At 38.7% G+C, this 21264-nt stretch carries 13 protein-coding genes; 9 read left to right on the plus strand and 4 right to left on the minus strand.

Annotation, left to right across the window (positions count from 1 at the left end; translation table 11 throughout):
- Nucleotides 1-174 precede the first annotated feature (174 nt).
- The 7 genes from NEOC84_RS08265 to NEOC84_RS08295 all read left to right on the plus strand — a co-directional run bounded on the left by NEOC84_RS08265 (nucleotide 175) and on the right by NEOC84_RS08295 (nucleotide 12701).
- Entirely contained in the window at nucleotides 175-675 is a 501-nt protein-coding gene (locus NEOC84_RS08265; protein ID WP_166157952.1) for a hypothetical protein, read from the plus strand.
- Between the two features lie 267 nt (nucleotides 676-942).
- Nucleotides 943-1200, plus strand: coding sequence for a DUF6444 domain-containing protein (locus tag NEOC84_RS08270; protein ID WP_166157949.1), 258 nt, complete (start codon nucleotides 943-945; stop codon nucleotides 1198-1200).
- Nucleotides 1187-1354 (plus strand): hypothetical protein, encoded by a 168-nt coding sequence (locus tag NEOC84_RS08275; RefSeq protein ID WP_166157955.1) that lies wholly within the window; start codon nucleotides 1187-1189, stop codon nucleotides 1352-1354. Before NEOC84_RS08270 ends, NEOC84_RS08275 begins: the two co-directional genes overlap by 14 nt.
- Nucleotides 1355-1372: 18 nt before the next feature.
- Nucleotides 1373-2272, plus strand: a complete 900-nt coding sequence (locus tag NEOC84_RS08280) for a transposase (RefSeq protein ID WP_166157958.1) — start codon at nucleotides 1373-1375, stop codon at nucleotides 2270-2272.
- Between the two features lie 1288 nt (nucleotides 2273-3560).
- A complete protein-coding gene (locus NEOC84_RS08285; protein ID WP_166157961.1) occupies nucleotides 3561-9470 on the plus strand; it encodes a hypothetical protein in 5910 nt (1969 codons plus the stop codon).
- A 499-nt stretch (nucleotides 9471-9969) separates the two neighbouring features.
- Nucleotides 9970-11505, plus strand: a complete 1536-nt coding sequence (locus NEOC84_RS08290; RefSeq protein WP_166157964.1) for a hypothetical protein — start codon at nucleotides 9970-9972, stop codon at nucleotides 11503-11505.
- Nucleotides 11506-11936: 431 nt separating this feature from the next.
- On the plus strand, nucleotides 11937-12701 hold the full coding sequence (locus NEOC84_RS08295; protein WP_166157967.1) for a hypothetical protein: 765 nt from the start codon (nucleotides 11937-11939) through the stop codon (nucleotides 12699-12701).
- A 454-nt stretch (nucleotides 12702-13155) separates the two neighbouring features.
- Here the strand turns inward: NEOC84_RS08295 and NEOC84_RS08300 are convergent, their stop codons facing one another.
- The 4 genes from NEOC84_RS08300 to NEOC84_RS08315 form a co-directional block, all read right to left on the minus strand.
- Nucleotides 13156-13833, minus strand: a complete 678-nt coding sequence (locus NEOC84_RS08300; protein ID WP_242678241.1) for an adenylate kinase — start codon at nucleotides 13831-13833, stop codon at nucleotides 13156-13158.
- A gap of 84 nt (nucleotides 13834-13917) precedes the next feature.
- Nucleotides 13918-16623 carry an ATP-dependent zinc metalloprotease FtsH gene (ftsH, locus tag NEOC84_RS08305; RefSeq protein WP_347566665.1) on the minus strand — a complete coding sequence of 902 codons (2706 nt, stop codon included), beginning with the start codon at nucleotides 16621-16623 and terminating at the stop codon, nucleotides 13918-13920.
- Between the two features lie 458 nt (nucleotides 16624-17081).
- On the minus strand, nucleotides 17082-18407 hold the full coding sequence (tilS, locus tag NEOC84_RS08310) for a tRNA lysidine(34) synthetase TilS (RefSeq protein WP_166157976.1): 1326 nt from the start codon (nucleotides 18405-18407) through the stop codon (nucleotides 17082-17084).
- A 4-nt stretch (nucleotides 18408-18411) separates the two neighbouring features.
- A complete protein-coding gene (locus NEOC84_RS08315; RefSeq protein WP_166157979.1) occupies nucleotides 18412-18750 on the minus strand; it encodes a DUF4339 domain-containing protein in 339 nt (112 codons plus the stop codon).
- Nucleotides 18751-19038: 288 nt separating this feature from the next.
- Here NEOC84_RS08315 and NEOC84_RS08320 point away from each other — a divergent pair, with 288 nt between their 5' ends.
- Together NEOC84_RS08320 and NEOC84_RS08325 are read left to right on the plus strand one after the other, a co-directional pair.
- On the plus strand, nucleotides 19039-20187 hold the full coding sequence (locus NEOC84_RS08320) for an LptF/LptG family permease (protein WP_166157982.1): 1149 nt from the start codon (nucleotides 19039-19041) through the stop codon (nucleotides 20185-20187).
- On the plus strand, nucleotides 20187-21263 hold the full coding sequence (locus tag NEOC84_RS08325) for an LptF/LptG family permease (protein ID WP_166157985.1): 1077 nt from the start codon (nucleotides 20187-20189) through the stop codon (nucleotides 21261-21263). The genes NEOC84_RS08320 and NEOC84_RS08325 overlap by 1 nt, the downstream gene beginning before the upstream one ends.
- The last annotated feature ends 1 nt before the right edge of the window (nucleotide 21264 follow it).

Raw genomic sequence — 21264 nt, forward strand, 5'->3', positions numbered from 1 at the left:
TGCTAAAGCGGAATTTAAAAAGCAGGTCTTGTTGATTGTTTAGTTTATTTGGTTTCATAGTAAACTTTGCAAGAAATTAAGAGCTTTGTAATGATTTACTTGTAAAGAAAATATAGCATTTTTTGATATAAAACTCTCCTAAAATATTGTCTCAGGGCAAAAAGGCTTTAAATCATGTTGAACGAGTTAGATGCTACACTGGAGCAGTTAGCTAAAACACGAATAGATGCTGAAATTAAGCTTGCTCAGGCAGAAGCAAAAATAGGAAGAGGAAGAGCATTATCCAAATTGGCAGATGTAAGGGTTTTTTGTACTGCTTTAAGCTTACCACAACCTCAGGAAAATGAAGTAGAAAGAATCAATCAAATCGCTTCCACTTATTTTCCCAATGGAGAAATTGGTGATATTAATGGGCAAATAACTCTTTTTTCTATGAGTCCTATTGAAAAATTTATTTCAGAAACAGGAAGCACTACCAATAAGCTTAATTTTACTCCTATCCGTATTGTTCATGATCCTAAAAACCTGATAGAATTTTTACAAAAGCCTGGTTGTCGTATCAAATTTTTAGGCTTTGACGCTCGTATTAAAGATACCTTGGAACAGCAGTTGGATGCGGTTTGCCCCAAAGAAAGTCGCACATTTAAAATAATGTATGTAGCCTCCAAGAAATAATATTTTCTGATTAGTATTTTCTCTTAAGAAGTTAAGGAGGAGGCAGGGGTATTTTTCCTTTCTCCTCCCATCTTCACCACTACGCCATCAAATTAAAGTCTTTGGATTGTAAGTGGTCACGAGGGTTGTCAATTATTTTCTGATAAGTAAAACAATTTCTAGAGTTTATATTTACTTAATCATATATTGAGTAGTATGCAACCTTCATACGAGCAGCTATTTACAGAGAATGCGCAGCTTCGAGCTGAAAATGCATAGTTAAAAGCGTTGGTAAATAAAGTAGAAAAGGTAATTACCAAGCTTGAAGCGCGCATTGCTCAGCTGGAAGAGCAGCTCAATAAGAATTCTAAGAATAGTTCCCAGCCACCATCGACGGATCAAAAAGCTAGTCGTTCATCATTACCTAAAGCAGAAAATCGACCTTATCATCCTGGTGCCAGCCGTAAGTTATTACCTGCTAGCGCGGTTACCTCGCAAGAGGTTCGCAGTGTAAAAGTTTGTCCACTTTGCCATGCATGCAACTGATAAGGTTCTTTCCTGGCAGCAGATCGAGCTTCCTGAAATTAAACCTTTAGTGCATCAAATAGATTTAGTAACGAGCAGATGTCCTTGCTGCCATCTAGAAACACGGCCTGAACTTAAAGAAAATGAGCAATTCTTGCTCGGTCCTAGGCTGTAAGGCTTTATTAATCTGCTGATGGGGCAATATCGGCAAGGGCACAGAGCCGTGCGTACCATGATTAGTGCTTTATTGCCTAATGTGGCTTTAAGCCAAGATTTTATTTCTAAAGTTAAAGCTCGCACCGCTGCCTTACTTTTTTCGTCCTATGAAACACTCGTTAAAGCAGTTATTACCACACAGCAGCCTTTGCATATAGATGCGACAAGCTGGCGTCATGCCGCCACTAACGAACATTTGCTAGTATTACGCGTAGGAAATGTGATTGCTTATGCATTAAGACCTTATCGAAATGGCGCTACTCTAAAGGCGCTAGTCGGTCAGGAGATTCATTGCTTAGTGAGTGATCGAGGTTTAGCTGTTCATCAAATTAAGATAAAGATCAAGCAGTATTGTCTAGCTCATCTGTTCCGTAACATACAAGGACAAGCAGAACAGCCCAATATATCTTTAGAGGATACACAGCGCTTAGGACACCTATATGATACCTTGCAAGAGATTTTTAAAGATAAGCATCGCCTAGAAAAAGGACAAATCAGCCAATCTACTTGGCAGCAGTATGGGTATCTTAACTGGCGTTATATACAAGAAGAATTGCAAGAACTGCAGTGCTGGAGTAGCACCAAGAAGTTGCGGAAGTTTTGCCACAAGCTTTTAAAGCAGATCGAACATTTCCGTGCTTACTTGAAAGATCCTGCTATTCCTATGACCAATAATGCTGCCGAAGAATCTTTAAGAAATCTAGTCATTGTACGTAAGTTATGTCTAGGTAGCCAGTCTACCTATGGCAAAAGATGGAGGGAAGTACTGCATAGCTGTATCGAAACTCTTTATCGACAAGGAAAATCTATTCTAGATTTTCTAGCAGACGCTATCTATGCCGCTCGTACCAAGCAACCCATGCCTTCTATTATCTAAAAAACCTTTTATATCCCGTGACCGCTTACTTTGGATTGATAAAATTCCTATTGTTAATCTACGATTCCTAAAATAAAATCTGCTATGATGAGCAAAAGTTTTCTAAGCTTACAAAGAAACGGAAAGCTTATTCTCATCATTAACGAGTTAGCTTAAAATCTTCTTCCAAAAGATAATTTGTTAAACTTTTATAGTAAGCGGCCCGGGAGGTAGACGTGTTTAAATTTTTAGAGGATGAAGAGCTAATGAAAATCAAAAAACCCATCAAATAGAAAAAAACAGCTATTCGCGGAGGCTTTTGACCTTGCGGATGTCTTTAGAATCGCATTTAAGGCCTAGTATACCCAAGGGCCACTTACCAATTATAAACGGCTGCAAAAGACGATTCTCACTTTTTAAGAAATTTACTATTTTTTACCTTCTTCGATTTTTTCTAATATGAGCAAAGAATTATAGCTTCAGCCATCCGTGATCCCATATCTTTGCTTGCCAGTTTGTAACGCTGCTCAACACCATTTGCTCCAAGGATACCGCTTAAAGGAAGTACGCCTGTATAATTAAAAGGCTAATCCTTTGGAAGCTAGCTATCTTCATGATAGATAGGTTTTTATTCAACTTAGGATTGCATAAAGAAATTCTTAGAAGCGTATAACTAGAAAGATTGCCTATCCCATTTCTAATCAATTTAGAAAGACTACAAAAATGCCTACCATGCGCTAGAGCCCTCCACATTTTTGATGGGATACATCCCTTGATAAAATGTATACATAAAGAGGATAAAGAGGTTGATCCTTAATTTAAATCTTAATATGAGAAATACTTTGCAAGCTTTAGTCCCTCACTTTTAGGAATTATAGGCGAATAGCAATTAACTTGCCAAATAGGAGTAATGCTATTCATTTACTCTTCAAAAAACAAAACCAATATTAGTGCTTAAATTTATGAATAAAATAATTGCCAAACAGCTCTTCTGCCCTTTTGCCAGGTAACATGAACGTAATTTTAGTATTAACCCATCTACCCAAAGATTGCTATTACCGTGCGAGATAGTCAAGAGCAACCGCTCTTAAATTATATCTTTAGGAAGGAATTAATTGATATTCAGAGTGTCTTGCTTGGCCATTCAAGCTGGCTAAAAGCAATTGCCTCTACCTATATTAAGCTTATAGGAAACTTGTCAGAAGTGGTATCTAAACATCCCGCTAAAGAAATTAGCGGCCAGTTTTTTCTTATTTCATTTAAAAGATTAATAACAATAACAAACTTCCAAGATAGTTAAAGGATTTATATGCAAATCACCCCACCGCTAGGCCCTTCGCCATACATTTTTTACCGTGAGCCAGCAATAGAATCCGAAGAACCTATCAGCAATACCCCTCTTCCCCTTTTTGCGCAAGAGAGCAGGGCTACCCCTTCTTTATCTTCCCTTCACCGCCCCATATTGCCTTACATGCATGCAAAAGGTACACCCGAAGAAAGTCTTTTGAAGAAACGTCTAATAAAGTATTTAGGTCGAGAAAAAGACTTATTAGGAGAAACTGTAGCTCACCTTTACGCCGAGTCTTCTTCTTATACCTCTGAAGAAAAAAACATACTAGCTACTCTTTTGCCCGATCTTAAGCTACCTTGGTTTATAGTTACAGAGGAACAAAGGAAGGAGATAATCGAACAGGGGGTAAGCGTGGCTTCGCATCCCCTTCTACAACCATTTCACAGAGTTTTAGCTAAAATAGCGGATACTATAACTTCAATTACGACTCCTTCCCTTATAGGCAAGCTGGAAATCCTGGAAACCTATTATTGTAATTTTATAAATCAGCTTTTAAAGGCTTCTAGCTTAGAGAAACGAGAGGCTTTATTAGCTTTGAAAGCCCAAGTTTGCGGAGATTCAGTTGGTTTTCTTCTCCTTGATATAGATAAAGCGCGTGCAATGCTTTCTATTGATGAATTAGGATTACCCTGTCGCACTAATACACATGGTAGGCATGCAGTCGCCTCTTTAGAAGGCCTGCATTGTAAAGCTAATCCTACCGCTGCGCTTGTCTCTGACTATCTAAGGCCTGCATGGGAATACGCCGCTACTTCTTTAACCCAAGCTTTTTCATTAGGACCTTTCATTGCGGCTCCCACCGCCTTGCTTAAAATTTCTCACGTCTTAACGTCTAATTGGCATGTGTCTCCCGATCAAGAAGCAAAAAAAATTTTCCACGAACAATCTAGGCAAGGCAAAAGTAGCCACCAAATTTTTGCTGAAAATCCAGGCTTAAGAGAGCGGCTATGCACATCAAGTTATGGCGAAGCACGTACCTTACAAGTAGGATATACTATAGGTCATTCTAGTGGGGCCCAACGCCCTACGGCTATTTTACTAGCTGACCTTATCAGTGTTCTAGAAATGTTTGACATCTTATACCACCAGCTTTCTTCCGAGGAGCTGATAAGAAGCTGGGATTACCTGCTAGAGGTTGCTCATCAGCCCTGTTTTTCTACACCTATAGAACTTTTTCAAAGCTATAAAGCTTGGATGGAACAATTACCCGATGAACAACGTCTAGCAGAATTTTCTTCTAGCGGCGAGTTTAGCCTAAGATCCGAAGAGCAGGGCTTACGCATGTTTTATCTAGATTACTTAAAAGTTAAGGGAGAAAGTAATTTTGGGCAATTATTAGCGATCTTAAAGTTACATCCCCGATTGGCCTGGCAAGCTTCATTGGCAAACTTGGTTGATCTTCCTTTAGCTTTGCGTTGGATCATTAAGCTTTTCCCTAATCATTCTTTACCTGATCTGTCTCGCCTCATCCCCCCTTTGCTTGGAAAGTTAGATAAGGAAGCATTTAGCAGCTTAATCATTGCGAGCCTCTTAGTCCTGCCTAACGATGGTAAAGCTGATAACTATATTGCTGAAATCGAATGGGAAAGCACGGAGGTGAAGCGTTTAAGGCTTGTCTGCATTGATAATGATCGTGCTTTCGAACCTGCGCTTACCCCAATAAATAAAGGTCATGGTATTCACTTAAAATGCTTACCGCTATTGCTTAAAGGATGCATGAATCAACCTGTCTCCCAAGCGGTCAAAGAATTTATGGTAAATTTAGAGCCAGTCGATTTTCTGCTGAAATGGATTCAGCAGTTAGATCAAAGAAATCAAGCCTATCAGCGACTTATTACTCAGAAACAACTTTTGCAAGAAGATCTCTGGGATGAAAGCCAAGAAAAAAAGCTTGATATCCCTCTATGCTTACCTCAGGGGCTATTTTCAAACCTTCATAAAAAATTAAAAACTATTCAAGATATGCTTGGGCATAGCCCCATCAATCATTATGAACTTTTTAAGAACTTAGAGCCGACAGCTTTTGCCTGCTATCAAGCTCTTATGCAACGGCATGCTAATCCTCTAGATGCGCTATTAACTTTGCATCGTCATCGAACCACAGCTGAAGCTCTTATAGGCCCGATTGCTTTATCTGCTCATGACCTCCAATCCATCAAGGTGTCTTTAGAAGAGGAGGCCAGCGCGTTTTTGACATCTCTCGACTGGTCTGCTAGTATTCCTTCTTTGCTTAATCTACTCAAAGCGGTGGCAGCTCTTTCTTTCTATATCCCTCTTCCTCTTTCACTAATGCAAAAGCAAAACCTTTTGTTTATGGCCATCGATCTTGGGAATGTTTCTTTAGTGAAATTAGCTCTCCAGCAAGGGGCCCAGGTTAATCAAGCCGATGAGTCCGGTCAAACCGCCCTGCATAAGCTTATGCGCACCTATACTTCACCGCAGATTGAAGAAAGGCATTTATCAATAATTGCTGATCTTTTGCTAGAGCAAAAAGATATCAATCTTAATGCTGTGGATAACGATTATTCTCCTCCTCTTTTTCCGCTGATTAATCGTGCTTCTCATGCTCCTAATCGCTTTACCCTCTTGTTAGCTAAGCTAGTTAAAAAGGGAGCCGATTTAGACTACCCCGATTTTTTACGTAAAGGAGAGACGCCATTAGAAAAAGCTATGAGCCAAGACAAAATATTTGTATTTACAGAATTGGCTAGAAAGGGGGCGGGTGGTAAAGCTCATCCTGCTAAAATCCTGGAATTTGCTAAAAAGCATGCACACAATCCTCAAATAGGCCAGGCCCTCTATCTCTTAGAGGCCCAGCTACCCTCCTTTGCTTATTTACGCTCTCTAGCTCTTTTAACTCTACCCCCTAAGGAAGAAGGTTTTTTATGGGTAGGCATCAATGCAGGTAAAGTGCAACTCCATCCTTCTGTTATAGCACAGCTATCGTTAAATAAAGCCTGGCGCTTTGAAAAAACATCCAATACCTATGGCCGAAGAGCTGTGGTAGCAGTCAGCTATCTTCAAAGAAAGATGCATTTTAAGCCAGATCCAGAAATGGCAGGCATAGAATATGCAGTAGGCAGGCTGCATGAATTAATTGTTCGACATGGAACTCCGCAAACAGAACTCTTTAAATGCTATGATATTTTAGGGAAACCCTATGCCCTTCTAGCCTCGCAAACCATTGAGGGGCAAAATTTGCAGGAAGCTTTACAAAATGGAGACACATTGGAGGATTTAGACCTCCACCGCCTCCAAAACATGATGATCATGGCCATGTTAATTAATCCTGAAGATGGTAAGCCTGACAATTATATTTTACAAACATTTATCAACTATCAAGGAGAAGAGAAAAAGCAACTAGTTTGTATCGATAATGATCACGCCTGGGTTCCATCTTTTTCTCAGGAAGGAAAGCTACAAGTTAAATGTATTCTATTTTGTCTTAACCAAATGAACATTTCTCTTCATCCACAAATAAGAGAACATTTTTTAAATCTTAAGCCTCTGGAAATTTTACAAAGCTGGCTTAAAGATCTAGAATATCAACAGCTCCGTTATACTGAACTTTTTAATGAAAAAGAGCGAGAGTTCACTTATGCTTACAATAAGCAAAATCCTGTAGTGATTTCCATCTTGTTACCTCCTAAGACTGTAGCCAAGCTTTATCAAAAGCTAACACGTCTTCAATGTGCTCTTCAGGAAAATTCGAGCTTAACGCCTTTGGATCTACTTATTCGCTTAGACCCTCCTTTGGGAAGATACTATGCCAATCTCCTATCAGATGCTCTCCTTTCTCCTTTAAGCCGCTTTTTAAAAGGGGCAGGAAAATCTTATCAAGTCAATCCTCAAGGGCTAATAACAATCAGTACAAGCCGTTTTATCTTGAAAAGTTGTAATATGCTAACCGAAAATATAATAGCAAACGAGGCAAGGTATTTACCCAAGGAGGCTTTAAAAGAGCTAGAAACACTAATTCAACAAAGCCATCCCAGTCATCTTAGAAACGTGGCCGATGCTCTCCAAATAGGAAATATTCAACCTTTTCAACAGCTTTTGACAGATGAGCTCCGCGAAGCAACCCTAGCTTTTATAAATATTTCTCAGCATAAACAAGAGCTTGTACTGCTTAAAGCCATGACATCCTCTTCTTTTTATTCTCTGTTTTTAAATTATTGCAATGAGCTGACATCCTCTCTACTCATGACTTTGATAAAGGCATCACCTAGCCTTAGATTACTCGAAGCGCGCGGCTGTTATAAGATAAATAAATTTAAAGCTAAAGACCTCTCGACCCTGACCCATCTTAATCTTTCTTACTGTTTTAAACTTTCAACCTTTAGCCTACAGGCTCCTAAGCTACGCTTTCTCTCCCTGAAGGACAATGCTGCTCTTACTTCTTTCGAATTAAAAGCTCCTTGCTTGGAAGAGCTAGAGCTAGAAGGGTGTTCAGGTCTTTCTGCCGAAACTATCCGAAGAATTGCGATAAACCTTCCTCATCTAAAGCGCTTAACTTTAAAAGGTTGCGCCATCTCTTCTTTACCTTATCATGAACTTATTTATCAACAACCCTTATTGATTCGCTATAAGCTAGACACATTTTCTGAAAAGTTTAGGCAGCAGCTTAAAGCCTTGCTTGATAATTCTTTACAGGCCTTTGACTCTCTAGACCAGCTTTTTTGGAATTTCCAGGCTGCTTTAGTAAATGCGCTTGGAACAAACAGCTTGCTTACCAAGCTTGCCCTTAATAATAGTATGCCAGGCAACCATGGTATCACAATTTTAGCTAAAGCCCTTACAACCAACACATCCCTTACTCACCTCACTCTTAAAAATAATATGATAACTCCGGAAGGTGCTAAGGATTTAGCTAAGGTCCTCAAAGACAATCGTTATCTCCGTAAGCTAGGCCTTAGCTTGAATTTTACGATAGATGATGAAGGAGCTATTGCTTTAGCCAAAGCCCTTAAAAGCAATTTTTCCCTTACTTACCTTAACCTTACTTGCAACCGGATACATTCGGAAGGTGGCATCGCATTAGCCCACTCTCTGCAAGATCACGCTTCCCTCACTACACTCAAGCTTGATTGTAATAAAATAAAAGATCAAGGTGCCATCGCATTAGCCCAAATGTTGGTAACCAATACCTCTCTTACCAATTTAAACCTAGGCATTAATGAGATAAGTGATGCAGGCTCTATTGCTCTAGCTAAAGTTTTACAGAATAATACTACTCTTACTAAGCTGAACCTTGCAGATAATGTAATAGGCGATCTAGGTATTAGCGCTTGGCCTCAAATTTTTACTACTAATACATCGCTTACTGCGCTAAACTTGGATAGTGGCTGGATAAACCGAACCGAACGGCTACGGATAAAAAAAACTTATATATATGACTTAGTGCTGGCAAATAAACTAAAAAAACCTTTGGAAAATCCCTATCTTTTTTCATTAGCAAGAGAGGAAAATCTTTCGCAAGATAAAATGCTGCTAGAGAGAGAAGTTTGCTTACAGCAAGAAAAACATTTGTCCTCTCTTCAAATATTATTTAAAGATAGAGGATTAAATGGAGAGCCGCATCCGCTTCCTCTTGAGTCTCTTTCTCAACTTGTTTCCTACCTGTGGAGCTCACTTAATGATTATTCTACCTCGATTGCTTTTCATCAGGTAAATGAGGAAACTAAGCGTAGGATAGCTCATTTTCAGATTCAGTTATTAGACCTAATGCATCGAGAATTTTCTCTATTTAGCCAAAAAGAACTCCAGCAAGCTCAGAATTATTTAAGTGCTATTTATTCTTATCTCGTCGATAGAGCAATTATATCTGAAGACTTCTTTCTTAACATGATGGCAAAGGAGGAGAGGTGAGGAAAAAGATTTGCGCTTCGTTTCACCTCAATTGCAGCAATCTCTAACTGGGAATTAAAGAAATAAATTGCGAAGAAAGTCCTGTTATACAATGAACGGGGTTTAAAAAGGTACGTCCTTAAATAATGCAGGTTTTAGTGCTGAAAACATGGCTTTGATCAGACGCTTTGCTGCTAACAAGCCAGAGATCTGCAAGAAAAGATTGTCGATACTAGGCGAAATGCCACTTATGTACTTGATTAGTTGAGAGGAAGGCTAGGCAAGGTATTGTTCAAACAATCCTCATCGGGACACCTTGAGATGAAGGAAGAAAGTAGGGAATGAAAATAAGGCAATGCAACAAAAAAACTATGTCAATCTTTGATTAATAAAAAATATTTACGTTTTTACAAATAAGCCTTGTAAAAAAAAGAATGGGAGTAAATCTTCTCAAATATAAGAAACAAGTACCCTTAGCTTCAACCTATTTGATAAATAAATATAAAACTTAAGGAGAATTATGCTTCCAGCCACTACTTCTAGCACGCAAACAAATTTTCGAACCCTAGTCTCAGAGAATATAGAAGATCCTGTATCAAGAGAATTGATGACACAAGCGGTTACCTTAGTCCCCTGTGGGCATACATTTAATGAAGATACTATTATTCAATGCTTAGCTCAAAGGGCAATTTGTCCGCTCGATAGGCAGCCCATTAAGAGCTATGTACCTAACTATACTATCCGGCAGTTAGCTGAAGCTGCTGAGTCCCACCCTTTAGAAGAAATTAAACAAGAGCCTAGCGAAGAAGCCGTAAAACATTTTCTACGCGGCAAAGAACTGTATGAAAAAGGAAATAATGCAAAAGCCATTGAGGCTTTATTGCAAGCTATAGAGTTGAGCCCTGCATATGAGAAAGCACAAGCTTTTCTAGAATGCTGCCTAAATCGCTACTCTAGCACAGAAAATCTAGATCATTCTCCTCAAGCTATTGTTTCCCTCTACAATAAGATAGTCGGTTTTCATTTTCCTCACGAAAATGGGAATTTTACTGAACAAGCCAGCATTTTAGATAGGATCTATAAAATTGATCCTAGCCTTTCCATTGAGTTTAAAGTAAATCATATCTTTAAGCAAATCTTGACCTTAGCGGAATCTCTTTCTCCTTTAGATCTTAATATAAGGAATAAACGTCTTACGTTCTCGAGTAGCTCTTCCTATATTCTTAATATTAATCGTCTTTTACTTTGGCAAAAATTACCTGGGGGGAAAGAATATTTAAATCGAGACGAAATCAAAACTCTGTCTATAAAAAAACAAGGAAGGCTTTTAAAAGAATGGATGAGAGAGAATTGCGAAGGCCTCCTCCACTTGGACTTAGGCAAATCAGGATTAACTTTTTTGCCCCCAGAAATTGGGCTACTTTCTCAGTTAAAAACGCTTGAATTAGACCAAAACCAGCTTACCACCCTTCCTGAAGAGATAGGACAGCTTTCGCAGCTACAATTGCTTGGTTTAAGTAATAATCAACTTACTTCTCTCCCTGCAGCCATCTGCCAGCTTTCTCAGTTGCATACACTCGCTTTGAGCTACAATCAGCTCACCTACCTTCCTGCAAGGATAGGTCAGCTTACATCATTGCAACGTCTTTACTTAGGAAGAAATCAGCTTGCAGCTCTTCCTAGCGAAATTGGAAACCTTTCTCAGCTGAAAATCCTTGACTTAGTTGGAAACCATCTTAGCAAACTTCCGACAGAAATAGGCCAGCTTCCTTTGCTCCAACGCCTCTACTTACAGGAAAATCTCTTAACCACGCTTACTGCAGCAATTTGGCAGCTTTCCCAGCTGCAAAGTCTTCGCTTAAGTCACAACCAATTAAATATCCTTCCCACAGGGATCTCTCAGCTTTCTGAGCTGCAATCACTTGACTTAAGTCATAATAAGCTTAACTCCTTTCCTGCTGAAATAAGCCAACTTGCTTCGCTGCAACGGCTTAATTTAACCGAAAATCCATTGACAGAGATTCCCAGCGAAGTGAGAGAGCGTTTTAGAATTTAAAACACCTTATATTTTTAAAATCGAAAAAGAATAGAGGCGTTGTTGCGTAAATGATAAGAAGCATACGCGATAAAATTGCTTTTTAAAGCTTAAGAGCTATAAAGCTTGGTTTGCTAACCAAAAACTTTAGACAGGCTATGAAAAAAACTCGTCTACCACATGCCTAACTGGGCCCAGTATAACAAAGCTTTAGTCTGAAGGGAAAAGCATAACTTTATGGTGCTAGGAAACTAGCCTATTAGCAAGTAGGATTTAAGCCAAGCCCTTGGTATAAAAGAGATGGCCAAGCTCAGACTACCCAATGGGCAAAATGAGTGCTAATTAGGTTATAAGGTATAGGCTGCGCGATGAGCTATTAGATCATTTACGCAACAAGGACGATAAACGCGAGCCCTTCTTTGAATCGCTAAACTTTAAACCAAGGAAATTTTATGACTCCCATATCTACTTCTTCAGCAGAATATAAACAATTCAAAGAAGCATTCACGCAGTATGCTCAATATACTGCCGCTGTTAACAATTTAAGAATTTTTGCTGAAGAACAAGCTACTCAAAATCTCAGACAATTTGTGGAGGAAAATAAAGAAAGTTATAAAGCACATCTACAAGAAGAAGCTAAGCAAATCGCAGAAAAAAAAGCAGAGTTAGTTGCTAAAAGGGTAGAAATAGCCGCTAGAAAAGAACAGTTAAAGACTACTTCAGAGCAATTAGATAAACAACGTGAAGATGCTGAAATAAAGTTTGCTCAGGCAGAAGCAAAAGTAAAAAGAGGTAGAGCATTACAAGAGAAAGGAAGAGCATTATCCAAATTGGCAGATGTAAGGGTTTTTTGTACTGCTTTAAGCTTACCACAACCTCAAGAAAATGATATAGAAAGAATCAATCAAATCGCTTCAACTTATTTTCCTAATGGAGAAATTGGTGATATTAATGGGCAAATCACTCTTTTTTCTATGAGTCCTATTGAAAAATTTATTTCTGAAACAGGAAGCACTACCAACAAGCTTAATTTTACTCCTATCCGTATTATTCATGATCCTAAAAACCTAGTAGAATTTTTACAAAAGCCTGGTTGCCGTATCAAATTTTTAGGCTTTGACGCTCGTATTAAAGACACCTTGGAGCAGCAGCTAGATGAAGTTTGCCCTAAAGAAGGTCGAACATTTAAAATAATGTATGTAGCACCCAAGAAATAATATTTTCTGATTAGTATTTTCTCTTAAGAAGTTAAGGTGTCCTAGACAGCACTTGACCTGACAAACAGGAGTTAACTGGCAGATACTATTTCTGGTAATTGTAACTTATCTAATATCTTTTCTTGCGCAAGACGCCTTTACAAGCATTCTTAGATGCAAAATGCCTTGCTCAAGAAAAGATGTTAGACAAGTTACAGCTCACAGAGTTACCCACGATCATTTAATTTGTATCCGTCCGTTCAGGTAACGTCTAAATTTATTAAAGAAGAAAGAATGCTTACTTTTTATCTCGTAAGCCATCATCTGTACAATAGTATCTAGGACTATATTAAGGAGAGAATAGGCTTTCGTGGAACCTTTTTAAATCATTAAGTTTAAAAGGCTGACCCTTAGCAATTATAGCAGCCTTTAATGCAAGCGACTACCCCTGCAAAGCAAGAGCCATCTCAAAACTTTAAGAAGCTTTAGTGTAGGGGCTGAAAGCCTCTATATGGCTTTTAAGTTCTGCAAAAACTTTCTCGGGCATATTCTCGCCATTAATGCTGATTACACCGTAACGCTGAGAATAAAACTCCTCTAAAGGCATGGTTTGCTCATTATAAACCTTTAAGCGCTCTTCAACGACTTCCAATCTATCATCTTCTCTTTGATAAAGGGCCTCTTGTCCGCATTTATCGCAGATGCCTGCCCGTAGAGGGGCTGAGAAGAAGCTATTATAAATGGCTCCACATTGCTTACAGATTAGGCGGCCTACTGCGCGCTTTGTAATTACTTCTTGGTCTACAGCAAGCTTGAAAACGATAACATGTACATCTTTTAATAAAGTTGTACTTACCTTTTCAGCTTGTGCTAAAGTACGGGGCACACCGTCTAACAAATAGCCTCTGTTACAATCGGGCAATCCCACTCTATCATTGACCATTTCTAATACCAGATCGTCTGGAACAAGGTGGCCAGCATTTATATATTCTTTAGCTTTCAGACCTAACAAGGTATTTTTCTTAATATGCTCTCTGAATAAATCTCCCGTGGAAATTTGAGGGAGAGACAAAGTTTGACTAAGTAATTTAGTTTGAGTACCTTTTCCAGAGCCGGGTGCTCCCAGCAAAATGACAATCAATTTCTTTTCCATAATCGTTTCCATTTTCATTTAGAAGAAAAAAAGAATAACCGATGAGAGTTTTTAAAGTCTTCATCGGTTATTCTTTTTTTTGCTTTATCCAATTATTTTGGACGCAAAAGAAGGTTCATTAGAAGTTTTACCGGGCGCAGCTAAAGGCTCATCTGCTGGAGGTGGAGGGGGAGGTGTTAAGCCACTTTTTTTATGCAGCTCATCCGCAATCTTAAGTTTCTTGCGTTTTTCTTCCATCGACCATTTGCCATTGATGATATTGTTAATATCTTCCGCGTCTAAAGTCTCAAACTCCATGAGCATTTGAGTCATCAGCTCAACTTCATGGCGCTTGTCGCGAATAATCTGTCTGGCCGTTTCAAGGGCTGCATCCAAGATTTTTCTCACCTCTTCATCAATAGCCTGTGCCGTACTCTCGGAATATTTTTTTTCATGATAACCTTGCATGCCTAAATATTGGCCACTTTCAGACCTTTCATCATAGGCTACAGCTCCAAGCTTATCGCTCATTCCCCATTCGCATACCATGCTACGGGCAATATGTGTAGCTTGATCAATATCTTGCTTGGCTCCACTAGAGATATCACTGACAAAAATTTCTTCAGCCACACGACCGCCCATTAATACTGCGAGTTGATCGATCAGCTCCCTCTTCCAATAACTCAGCCGATTTTTCTTAGGCAAGAACATGGTAGAACCTAAAGAAAGGCCACGGGGTATAATGGTCACTTTATCCACAGGATCAGCATTTTTAACCACCAGGCCGATAATAGCATGACCCGATTCATGGTAAGCTGTGGTAAGTTTTTCATTTTCGTCGATTTCTAAGCTTCGTCTTTCTTTACCATATAGAACCTTATCTCGAGCTTCTACTACTTCACTTGAGGTTACTGCTGAACGGCCTTTGCGTGCAGCAGCAAGCGCAGCTTCATTCAATAAGTTAGCTAAATCGGCACCTGAAGAGCCTGGTGTACTGCGTGCTACGCTCATCAAATCCACGGAAGGATCCATTTTAATTTTGCGCGCATGGACTTTAAGAATATCATAGCGCCCTTTAACGTCGGGTAAGCTAATGATCACGCGGCGATCAAAACGACCAGGACGTAGTAAAGCTTTATCGAGCACATCCGGACGATTGGTGGCAGCCATTAAAATTACACCTTCATTCGTATCAAAACCATCCATTTCGACTAAAAGCTGGTTCAAAGTTTGTTCACGTTCATCATGGCCGCCTCCAATACCGGCACCACGATGGCGTCCTACAGCGTCGATTTCATCGATAAACACAATACAAGGCGCGTTCTTTTTCGCTTGGTCAAATAGATCGCGAATACGGCTAGCGCCTACCCCTACAAACATTTCTACAAAGTCTGAGCCTGAGATGGAAAAAAAGGGACGATCCGCTTCACCGGCCACCGCTTTAGCGACCAAGGTTTTACCTGTACCTGGAGGACCAATGCACAATACGCCTTTGGGAATTTTTCCACCTAAAGCAGTAAATTTTCCTGGACTTTTTAGAAATTCTACAATCTCTTGGAGCTCTTCAATCGCTTCATCTACTCCTGCCACATCCTTGAAAGTAATTTTATTATTACTTTTATTCATTAATTTAGCAGGAGACTTGCCAAAGTTTAAAGCGCTATTGCCCATGCCTCTCATCTGACGTGAGAAAACAAAATAGAGAACTAGCATGACTAACAAGACAGGCAGAAGAGTGAAAAAATAGCTAAGATAATTAGGAGAAGGCTCTTCACTTTTAAAGGTTTTCTCCATAACTACATTCAATGGCTGATCAGGAGCTTTAAAATAGCCCCCTCGATTGCTTTGGAAATTATCCCATTCCTCTTTAGCATTGATAAACCATTGATGGTAGACTTCAGGATCTTGTTTTTCTAAAGTCCTCGTAGAAACCTCTTGGTTATTAAAAAACCAGATGACATTAGTAACCGCTTGACGAGCTTTATCTAGCTGAATTTGATTATCTTCTAAAGCTGATGTTATCCTGGATAGTTCGTCTAAAACTTGCCTGTAATTTCTTACACTCCTTAATAAAGCTAAGCGCATGCCATTTTGAGGGGTGTTTAATTCATTAATGATTCCCTCTAAATCTTCTACAGCTTTTTTGTAAAGGGTAAGCCGCTCCTCGGGTCTAAGGATAGAACTTTTAGCATGAGAAACTTGGCTATCCAATTTCTTTAAAACTTGTTTAATGGATTCACTGCCAATTCCTAGTAAAGAAGACCGGAAATTTTGAATTAAACCTGATAAAGCATTCCCATATTGATTTAAAGCTTGCTCATCTAAAGAGGCTGAAAAGTTAGCTAATTGTTTTTTTAATTCCAGGAAACTCGTCACTCCACTAGTTTTATTAACTTCATAAATTACAATAGCAGCATTGGGTTGAGCTGGACTATAAAACTGATCGACTACTACATATCCATGAGCTGGTATAGGCAATCCACTCAACTGTAAAAACAACCCTGTGGCCTCTATAATTTTTTCACGTTGTCCATTTAGATCTTTGAGAACGCGTTCTTTTTCGCTTGTCAATTCATGATTGGTATTGAGAAGATCAATGAATTTGAAACGATTTTTCCCTTCTTCAGTTTGACGTTCACGAAACCTACCGCTAAATGTCACTAAATTGTCATTCAGAGCGATTTTACGGCTGTCCTCTGGTTGAATAAGCTGAAGGTTGACCAAATGCTCAAGCTGATAACTAAAAGAGACTTTAGCATGCTTTGTTTCAATAAAATTTTGAACCATCAAAGCGAACAGAAAGGCTGCCATTAGAAACCAAATGAAATTATTGGAAAAACCTTTTCTATCCTGTTTTTTATCTTCATCCATGATTAACCTTATGCACCTTAGCGAGTAATGTGTTTAGAAATTGCTAGCTTAAAAAAAAATTAAACCAGAAATTATTTTAAAACTGATTTTTTTGGGTTAAAAACCATTGTATCAGATAGGCTATTCACCATCAAGTAAGTTCTCAAAGAGCCAAATCTATAGCAAATAAAAGATTTAGGGCTTTTTTTGTTAACCCTTTCAACTTTCTTCTACTCTATAAAATTATATATAATAAATCCCATTAAATAACTTAAAGCTGAATTTTCTTGGCAAAAAATTTTGACAAATTCTTGAAGAGAGTCATCCTGGATTATATTTATCTCAAAAGCTCCCCGTAGATTTGCATTTAACTCTCGTTAAAAATAGTGACTTACAAGAAAAACTTAACCATTTTTTGTTTAAGTAGAAGATTGGTGACGTAGGATGACCTTCCAGTGTTTAAAGCCTGTTGGATGAGCATCGACTAGCCTGCGCTTTGCCAAAAATTCATAGATAATTTGATCATCTGCCCATAAAGTAGGAAAAGCATAACGCATGAAGGCTGGTATTTTAGCATTTGTCCACCACTTATCTAATGATGAGTTGCCCCTTTTAAAGCTGTATTTTCCCAAGGGAATTTGAATGGATAGATGGCCCATCCACGCCTGCTGCCATCCTGTAACAGATGGATCAGAATCTAAAGATTCAGTCACTTCAATGGCCCAGCCCCCCGCAAAATATTTTCCTACTTTATCGAAAAAAAGCTCTTCTTTGAAATCTACTAGAGGCTTACTCATTACAAATAAGCGTCCTCGATCTATATAAATCCAAGTATCTTTAGCTAAAAGCTGGCAATTGGCCGCCTTAGCATGAATCTTTTTGCAAGCCTGTTCTATTAGATGGCGCGAAAGTTTTAACCCTTCGCTTTCACAAACTTTTCTAATCAAATACTTCATTTCAAATTCAGAACAGGCCTTATGGGCTTGAAAATTTAAGTACGAGCCGAAGGGCCCCTTAGATATATCTTTAAGATAACCTTGTAAATGGCCATCTAAGTAATTTTTTAGTTCTTGCGCTTCACGGCCTAAGCGGCAAAGGCTTTCTTCTATCTTTTTCCCAAATGTGCTAGCTAGATGCGGAATAATTGTCTGGCGGAAACGCGCACGCAAAAATCTTTCATCTTCATTGGTTTTATCCTCAAAAAACTCATAATTGTTACAGGCAAGCCATTGCTTGATTTGAGATTTCGAGCAGCTTAAAAGAGGTCGCCACAGCTTCAACGTCTGATAATCTGTTACAGGAATCATACCCCCCAAATAAGGCAGACTCCCTCCTTCTAAAACTTTTTTCAAGACCGTTTCTGCTTGATCATTTAAATGGTGTCCTAGGATAACAGCTTGATAACCATGCTGATGACATAAATTCTTAAAAAAAGCTAAACGTTCATGACGGCAAGCTTCTTCCATGTTGCCAGAGAGCTGGGCAACATTTAAATCTTTTAAATAAATAGGTACATGCATTGAAGCAGCTAAATGCTGCAGCTGATGGGCTTCTTCTTTGCTTTCTGCGCGCCAGCCATGGTCTACATGGGCCGCAGCAAAGTTTAAAGCTTTTAAATTCCTATATTTTATAAGGAGATAGAAAAGAGCAAGAGAATCTGAGCCTCCAGATAATCCCAAAAGTACGGGCTGCTGATGGTTAGCATGAATATCTAAAAAATTAAATAAGGTTTCTTCTAAATTCATTTATCTAGAAATTGTAAAATTGATAGAAAACATAGAGACAAAGGAATAGCAACACAATTAGCCAATAGATAAAAAAGGGAGACTGAGGTTTTTCCAGTAACAAAAGGGAATCTTCTTGAAGCTGCGGTTTATTGGGTTTAAATTTATCGTTAAGTTCTTGCGAATGATGGTCTTCAAACAAGACTTTTAATTCTGGGACTTGGCGCGCCGGTAACCACTCTTCCCCTTCTATTTTCCGCACCCATGTATCTGGGGTCAAGCGTGGATGAATTTTTAGCTCGGCAATACTAAAAGGTCCTTCTTTTTGATCGTCAATCTTGATAAACCACTCTTTCTTGTCCATAGGCTCCCTTTAGTTTATATTTTTATATAGCAGGCAAAAAAAGGATTCGCGGCCACTGGTTTGAAAACTCATTTAAAACGTTCATTCGTTAATATCTGCATTAAAGAAAGCTTTTACCTATTTAAACTTTAGCTAGCCACCCACACAACTCTTAATTGATCAACTTGCATTAATCTTTTTCTAATATTATTGAGCTCTACGCTCTAGTGCCCATCCCCACAATCCTGATTGAGACAAATGATTGATTCATTGTATGCTATTTTTTAGCTAATCTTTTAGAGTTAAAAAATGCCTATAATCTGGCGCTACTTGTTAAAGCAGTATATAAAAGTTTTTTTTCTTTGCCTACTGTCTTTTATTTTTATTCTTTTAATTACCCGGCTAGATGAGATAGCTCACTTTGCTGCCTTAGGATCTGAAGGATGGATCATTTTATGGTTTGCTTTGCAGCAAATCCCCTATTTACTTCCTGTCGCTATCCCTATTTCCTGTTTAATTTCAGCAATAATTTTAATGCAGCGTTTATCTCAATCTCATGAAATGACAGCCTTTCGGGCGTGCGGCCTTTCTTTGCGTGAGGTGCTGGCTCCTTTGTTAATAGCAAGCTTCTTCATAGCAGCCCTAAACTTTTATATTGTTTCCGAATTGGCTACTCAATCCCATTTGCAGACGGGCCTTACAAAAATGGAGCTACGCACTATTAATCCGCTCCTCCTTCTCCATAACAAACACTTAATGCGCCTAAGAGGTATATTTTCAGACACTTTAGGTCACTCTCGTACGGGTGAATATGCGGGTGATAGCATTCTTGCTATCCCTAATAAGCACAATTCTAGTATCCATTTAATTTTAGCCAAAAACTTACAAGCAAATTCAGCGACCTTCCAAGGTAGCCAGATGACATTAATCACTCCTACGCATAGCAATCACCTACCCCGTCATGATGACTTGCTGGTCGAAAATATTGGTGAAATGAAAACATCTATTAAAGACTTTGCTCAGCTACTTCAAAAAAAAGTTTGGACATTAAATAATGACCATCTACGTCTTGCCTTATTAAGAGCACGTATACAAGATTTGAAAAAAGAAAAAGCCCTGCGTGAACATGGCGATAATGATAGAATAGGCTTAAAACAAGTTTCCCATCACCTTAATCGAAGTTATGCAGAGCTGATTCGGCGTTTTTCCATTTCCTTAGCAGCCTTCACCTTTACATTAATGGGTGCCTCCTTTGGGATGAGCATTGGTAGAAATCCCCATCATCGAGGGCTTATTTATGTCATAGGATTAGCAGCCTTATATATTGTAGCTTTTTTCTTCGCCAAAGGGGCAGAACATCAGCTAGTGCTCTCCACCCTATTCTATCTGCTCCCTCAAATGATTATTATTCTCGCCGCTTTAAACATGCTTTCGCGTTTGTCCAAAGGAATCGAATAATGATTAAAATCTGGCCTCGTTATTTTTTAAAAGAAACTATAAAATTTTTTTTTCTTTTCATTTTAACTTTTTATGGTCTTTATGTATTAATTGATTATTCTAGCCATGCCAGCAGTTTCCATTATCATCACCTTTATTTTCAAGTTTACGAAATAGCTCTTTACTATGTCTGCGAATTTGTCCAAAGAATGGAAGTTTTCGTTCCTTTTGGCTTGCTTTTAGCTACCATCCGTACTCTTACTAATTTAAATATCCATAACGAGTTGGTAGCGCTAATGGCTAGCGGTATCCCCCTTCGAACATTAATCAGACCTTTTATCTTTTTGGGAATGACGATGGTCTTCCTCATGTATATAAGCACCCAGTTTTGGATCCCTTTAGCCTTGCAGAAAATTAAGCAGATCGAGCAAACCCACCGTATCCACAAGCATAAAGGCCTTCTTCAGTTAGCAGTAAAAAGCTTAAATTTAAAGGATAATAGCCATATTATTTTTCATGATTATAACTCTAACGAAAAAAAACTTGTGGACGCCTATTGGATCCGTGATATTAATGATATTTATCGGATTAAATACCTTTATCCCTATAGTCAGCCTCCTGTCGGGCATTTTATCGATCATTTTAAACGCCAACCTACGGGCGAGCTTGTGATTATAAAAAGTTTCGACCTTCTCTCTTTTCCGGAAATGCGTTTTCACAAACGCGATCTCTTTCAAGGGATAACCAATCCGGAGGATGAATCTCTATCTGAATTATGGAAGAAACTCCCTCCTTTTTTTAGCATACTAAGCCAGAAAGAATCTCACAGAGCCTCTGTGTTTTACCATAAAATGATTATACCTTGGTTATGCTTACTAGTCGTTGTCGGTATTGCACCCTTCTGTGTGAGGTACTCACGTACTCTTTCTCCTTTTTTTATCTATGCTTTAGGTATTTTTGGTTTAGTGGCCATCTATCTTCTCCTTAATGCTACTCTTGTGCTAGGAAAAAGGCAGGTAGTCGAACCTTGGCTAGCTACTTTCTTACCATTTTTCATCTGCGCAAGCCTAGCTTCTTATCGATACTTAAAACTCTAAA

The sequence above is a fragment of the Neochlamydia sp. AcF84 genome, from assembly GCF_011087585.1.
Lineage (GTDB): Bacteria > Chlamydiota > Chlamydiia > Chlamydiales > Parachlamydiaceae > Neochlamydia.